Below are 5378 nucleotides of genomic sequence, written 5' to 3'. Positions count from 1 at the left end.
GCGTCGGTCTGCTTGAAGCGCGCGTGCTCGCGGGAGGCGAGGGTCATGTCGCACACCACGTGCAGCGAGTGGCCGCCACCCGCGGCCCAGCCGTTGACGAGGCAGATGACGACCTTCGGCATCGTGCGGATGAGTCGCTGCACCTCGAGGATGTGTAGGCGCCCGCCCTCCGCCTTGACCCGCGCCTCGTCGACCTTGTCCGCCGTCGCTGCGGAGACGTCGCCGTCGTGGTCCGTGGCGTACTGGTATCCCGAGCGGCCGCGGATGCGCTGGTCGCCGCCGGAGCAGAATGCCCAGCCGCCGTCTTTTTCCGAGGGCCCGTTTCCGGTGAACAGCACGGTGCCGACATCTGGCGAGCGGCGGGCGTGGTCGAACACGCGGTAGAGCTCGTCGACCGTGTGCGGGCGGAACGCGTTGCGCACCTCCGGCCGGTCGAACGCGATGCGCACCGTCCCGTCGGCGCGCTCGGTCCCGACGTGGCGGTGGTAGGTCAGGTCGGTGAGGTCCTCGAACCCCGGCACCGTGCGCCACTGGCTCGGGTCGAAGGGGTTGCCGCTGGTCTGTGATGCGCTGGTCATGGCTGCCACGTTAGCGAACTAGCGTGGAGCACATGGACGGAGCTATCGATAACCCCGCGAACCCCGGCACTGGCCAGGGTGGTGCGGGCGAAGGGGTGCAGCTGCCTGCGCTCGACGAGATTGTCGAGCGCGCGCGGGTCGTGTCGTTGCCGATGCGGGTGCGGTTCCGCGACGTCACCCGGCGTGAGGCGCTGCTGGTCGAGGGCCCGGCGGGCTGGGGAGAGTTCGCGCCGTTCGCCGAATACGGCGACGCCGAGGCGGCCTCATGGCTGCGCTCGGCGCTCGAAATGGCGTGGCAGGGGCCGCCGCGGCCGCTGCGCGAGCTGGTTCCGGTCAACGCGACGGTGCCGTCGGTTCCGCCTGCCGAGGTCGCGGGCATCCTCGAACGGTTCCCCGGGTGCCGGACCGTCAAGGTCAAGGTGGGGCCCTCGCCCAGCACCCCGTCTTCGCTGGATGACGACGCCGCGCGTGTGTCCGCGGCGCTGGACGCGATCCCGGGTGCGTTGGTCCGGGTGGACGCGAACCGTGCGTGGTCCGTGGCGGAGGCGTACGAGGCGGCGCGGGTGCTCGGACGCGTCGTCGCCGAGCGGGGTGGCATTTTCGAGTACATGGAACAGCCGTGCGCGTCGGTGCCCGAGCTCGCCCAGCTGCGCGGGGAGATCGCGGCCGGCGCCGAGCGAGGGTACATCGTCGGCGGGACGCTCGCCGGCGGCGCGATCGCGGTCGCCGCGGACGAGTCGATCCGGCGCGCCGAGGACCCGCTGCTCGTCGCGCACGCCGGGGGAGCGGACCGCGCCGTGGTGAAGGCGCCGCCGCTCGGCGGGCCGCGCCGACTGCTCTCCGTCGCCGGCTCGCTGCGGGAGCTCGGCCTCGACGTGACGGTCTCGAGCGCCCTCGACACAGCCGTCGGCATGGGTGCCGGGCTTGCCGCGGCGGCCGCGCTGCCCGCGGGCGCCGGGGGGACCATCCCCGCGTGCGGGCTCGGCACCGGCGGGTTCTTCGCCGAGGACGTCGCCGAGCCTCGGCCGATTGTGGAAGGTTCGCTGCCCGCCGTCATGACCGAACCCGACCCCGCACGCCTGGACGCGCTGGCCGCCCCCGGAGAGCGGAGGGACTGGTGGATCGCCCGGCTGCGGCGCTGCTACGAGGGGCTCGCGGCGGAAGCCACTGGGGCGTAGCGAACGCTGCGGCGCGCCGCTATTCGGAGTTCTTGCCCGGCCCGAACTCGGCAAAGAGGCCGGGGAGGATGCCCGCCAGGTGCGTGAATTCGATCTGATCGTGGAGAAGCTGCTCGTAGGCAAGCCGCTCATCGGCGAGACGAGATTTGAGACCGAGCGTTGCGGTGATCCGGTCGAGGTCGAGCGTGCGGTTGCCGAGCACGATGGAAATCCGGTCTCCGAGCCGGTATCGGGAGCGCAGCTCGAAACCTTCCTCGGTGTCGCGGATGAGGTGGACCATGGTCGCCGAGTGCAGCCACGGCCGGCGCAGGTAGACGTGGCCGCAGGCGATGCCGTGGATGCCGGCGGCAGGCAGCGCCGCGGTGTCGATGCCGAGTTCGCCCGGGTCGACGAAGCGGATCGCGATCTTCTGCAGATCGCCGCCGATGTATTCGTCGACGTGGTGGGTGTTGCCGATGTAGCGCTGTTCGTCGGTCAGGCCGGGGCGGTGAGCACGTCGCGGTTCTGCGCGAGCGCGCTCACGTGATTCCAGGGGAACCACAGCGTGCAGCGGGCGGCCTCCACCGAATGCCACCAAAACCACCAGCGAAACATCTCCGCCCTGGCCCCGGGAAAGCGGGTGAGACTCGTGACGTATCCGCTGCCGTCCGGCAGCGCGCAGTATCCGGTCTCGACCTCCTGGTATCCGGGCTCGATTAGGCGATTGAGGTCGGAACTCGTTGCGCGCAGCGCGAGCGCCAGATCCATCGGCGCCTTGAGGGCAGGCATCACCTCTTCGCGTAGCCCCAAATCCTCTCGGAAGAAATGAGCGTAGGGCTTATCGGCCACCAGCTCGCGATTCTTCTGCAGCTGGCGCTGCGTGGATGTCGGGTAGTAGGTCACCGGGATCATGGGCGCGCATCTCCATCACGAACGATCCTTGCGAGGCGGGCGTCGGGTGCCCTCGATAGGGCCAACCTACTCGTGTCGATACCTCGGGCCCGCCGCGAACGGCATCCCCGCGAGCTGCGGGGCGCCTAAGGGAAGATGATCGTCCGCTGCGTGCCCGAGGCTTTCGTGGTGCTCGGACATGCTGCGTTGGTTCGATCGCGCAGTAAGAACGTGCTGGAGGCTCATCTCAGCGGTGCGAAACCTGAGCTCAAGTGCTCGGCGATGTCGTCAACGTCCATGTGTTCAGAACTCGCTCGAACCACCAGCGAGTAGGCCGCGTCGTCACCGGCAACCCACACCGCCTTGAGATTGCGGTAGTACGTCAAACGAACGGAGATCCATGCGCACCGCTTGTTGCCATCGACAAATGAGTGATTTCGACACAACGAATCCAGCAGGGCGGCAGCTTTGAGATCGACCGATCGGTACTGCTCGGATCCGAATACCACTGCCTGGGGACGCTCCATCGCACTGTGAAGAAGTCCGATATCGCGAATCTCGGGAAACTCCCCGTACACCGTCGCGTACGTGCGAAGGATGTCGGCGATTTCAGGCGTCCAGACCATCCACATTCCCTAGGCGATTGAGAAGATCCACGTCGTGCGTGGCGATGTGCGCGATGGCGTCGTCTAGTGAATGAAGACCTTGCTCATTGAGGCCTCGCTCAATCTGTTCGGAGATGAAACTACTGATTTGACCGGAGGGAACCGATTCCTTGAGCTTCTGATCAACGTCGTCGGGAATGCTTACCAAGCGCTTGGCCATATACCTCTCCTTGCGTATATCCGAAGTATATATCCGTGCGGGCGAAAATGCGCCTACGGGAAGATGTTCGTCCGCTGCTCATCGAGCAGCGCCCGCGACTCGGCGCTGCCTTCGAGACGCCGCTAAATCCGCGAGGTGATCTGCCAGCGCCAGTCTTCTATGGATCCCCGAACATTGAATCAGATCTATTCGGCACTGGGTTCTCGGAAGAGATTTTAGGTGCCCAGGAAGGAAGGGTCTATTCAATGCAATCATGGGATGACCCCATTGAGATAGCCGCGAACTAGCAAAAATTCGGCGGGGCACCTCACAGCCACGATGGTATTTAACGTCTTGAAGCTAATCCGGAATACGACCAGGAAGCAAGATATGACAAGGGGCGTATGGAACGTGAAAGACAGCATAGCCAAGGCATTATTAATCCTGATGTCGACAGTTTTGTTCGTTAGTGGGTGTGGAATGATGACCGAGGATCAAGACCCGGCTTTCCCAGATAGGGAAAATGACGATATCGGTGAGCTGGCTTCCCGTCCTTCGTTGGAGCAAGCGAGGTCGAATTACGATGAGATGGTAAGTGAGCTCAAGGATGAGATCGCGGCGATCGTTCCAGGTACAAAGTGGGAACAAGGTGCCAAAGGCTATGAAAGAAAATGCGGAAATCCGTTGTGAAGTCAGGAAATAACTCCGTATTCGCACAACCCCGAACATGCTATAAGTAGAAATCGGGTACCCGAAGATAAGGTTGATCAAACGCTCGAAACGTTTGAGCGAATTGCGGCCTAATACGGATTCGACAAGTACTTAGATGTTTACCAACTCACCAACGGTATCGATGCTCGCGTGTACGGTGAGTTTAAAGGAGATTCCATAAACCTATCGTGGGAGTCGAATATCGTCATTGCTGGTGGCCTTGACTGCTATTTCAAAGCTGCCGACAAGAACCGCCTCGAGCCCGGCGCGGGAAACTAACAAGGAACCATCAGGCGACGCGAGTCCGGCATTATGGGTGGGGTGTGTTTTACGGGAAGATGATCGTCCGCTGCCCGTCGAGCAGGACGCGCGACTGCGCGAACCATGTCACCGCCTGACGCAGCGCCCGCGATTCGGTGTCCTGGCCGATCGCGCGGAGCTCGTCCACCGAGCGCGTGTGGTCGACACGCGTGACCTCCTGCTCGATGATCGGACCCTCGTCGAGATCGGCGGTGACGAAATGCGCGGTCGCGCCGATCTGCTTGACCCCGCGCGCATGCGCCTGCCGGTACGGGTTCGCGCCCTTAAACCCGGGCAGGAACGAATGGTGGATGTTGATGCACCTACCCGCGAGCTTCTCGCACAGCTCGGGGGAGAGGATCTGCATGTAGCGGGCGAGCACGACGAGCTCGATGTCGTAGGCGTCGACGAGCTCGAGCACCCGCTTCTCGAACGCAACCTTGTCCTCGGCGCCGCTGATCGGCCGGTACTCGAAATCGACGCCATAGAAGTGCGACAGGGGCCCCGGGTTCGGATGATTCGCGAGCACGACCGGCACATTGATCGGCACATAGCCCTGGCTGCGCTGGAACAACAGATCGCCGAGGCAATGCTCCTCCTTCGACGCGAGGATCAGCGTCTTGCATTGCCGGCCCGCGACGTCAACGGACAACACGGCGTTATACCGGATGACGACGGAGTCGAGCGCCTCCCGCAGCGCGTCCGCGCTCGCGTCGGTCTGCACCTGCAGTCGCATGTAGAAGTGGCCATTATCGGCGTTGACGAACTGCTGGCTCTCGGTGACGTTGCCGTCGACGGAGAGCACCGCGCCCGTGACCGCGTGGACGATGCCGGGCCCATCCGGACACACGAGGGTCACGACAAATTCCGACTGGCGGGGAGTGCTCATGGGCACTAATCTTAACGGTCGCCGTTATCGGCGTCGGCCCGAGGACCG

The 5378-nt window shown here is 64.2% G+C and carries 6 protein-coding genes and 1 pseudogene; 2 read left to right on the top strand and 5 right to left on the bottom strand.

The features are described from left to right. On the bottom strand, positions 1–578 hold a 578-nt coding region (locus K8V11_RS04550), incomplete at its 3' end, for an enoyl-CoA hydratase-related protein (protein WP_303911214.1). Positions 579–673: 95 nt separating this feature from the next. Between K8V11_RS04550 and K8V11_RS04545 the strand changes: the two genes are divergently transcribed. After that, a complete protein-coding gene (locus K8V11_RS04545; protein ID WP_303911216.1) occupies positions 674–1756 on the top strand; it encodes an o-succinylbenzoate synthase in 1083 nt (360 codons plus the stop codon). Positions 1757–1775: 19 nt separating this feature from the next. Here K8V11_RS04545 and K8V11_RS04540 read toward each other — a convergent pair. The 3 genes and pseudogenes from K8V11_RS04540 to K8V11_RS04530 all read right to left on the bottom strand — a co-directional run bounded on the left by K8V11_RS04540 (position 1776) and on the right by K8V11_RS04530 (position 3451). Then, a pseudogene (locus K8V11_RS04540) lies at positions 1776–2503 on the bottom strand (hypothetical protein). A gap of 365 nt (positions 2504–2868) precedes the next feature. Then, a complete protein-coding gene (locus tag K8V11_RS04535) occupies positions 2869–3252 on the bottom strand; it encodes a type II toxin-antitoxin system death-on-curing family toxin (RefSeq protein WP_303911212.1) in 384 nt (127 codons plus the stop codon). After that, a complete protein-coding gene (locus K8V11_RS04530; RefSeq protein ID WP_303911211.1) occupies positions 3236–3451 on the bottom strand; it encodes a hypothetical protein in 216 nt (71 codons plus the stop codon). Before K8V11_RS04530 ends, K8V11_RS04535 begins: the two co-directional genes overlap by 17 nt. 390 nt (positions 3452–3841) lie before the next feature. Between K8V11_RS04530 and K8V11_RS04525 the strand changes: the two genes are divergently transcribed. Continuing rightward, positions 3842–4120, top strand: a complete 279-nt coding sequence (locus K8V11_RS04525) for an LppA family lipoprotein (RefSeq protein ID WP_303911209.1) — start codon at positions 3842–3844, stop codon at positions 4118–4120. A 349-nt stretch (positions 4121–4469) separates the two neighbouring features. Here the strand turns inward: K8V11_RS04525 and purU are convergent, their stop codons facing one another. Next, positions 4470–5330, bottom strand: a complete 861-nt coding sequence (purU, locus tag K8V11_RS04520; protein WP_303911207.1) for a formyltetrahydrofolate deformylase — start codon at positions 5328–5330, stop codon at positions 4470–4472. Between the last annotated feature and the right edge of the window lie 48 nt (positions 5331–5378).

The sequence above is a fragment of the Dietzia timorensis genome, assembly GCF_020742175.1.
Classification (GTDB): domain Bacteria; phylum Actinomycetota; class Actinomycetes; order Mycobacteriales; family Mycobacteriaceae; genus Dietzia; species Dietzia timorensis_A.
The sequence above is the reverse complement of the archived record's forward strand: the minus strand, read 5'-3'. Positions and strand labels throughout refer to the sequence as shown.

Bases quoted from the DNA above. Each gene is read 5' to 3' on its own strand.
- K8V11_RS04535 (WP_303911212.1), bottom strand. From the start codon at position 3,252: ATGGTCTGGACGCCTGAAATCGCCGACATCCTTCGCACGTACGCGACG.
- purU (WP_303911207.1), bottom strand. From the start codon at position 5,330: ATGAGCACTCCCCGCCAGTCGGAATTTGTCGTGACCCTCGTGTGTCCG.
- K8V11_RS04530 (WP_303911211.1), bottom strand. From the start codon at position 3,451: ATGGCCAAGCGCTTGGTAAGCATTCCCGACGACGTTGATCAGAAGCTC.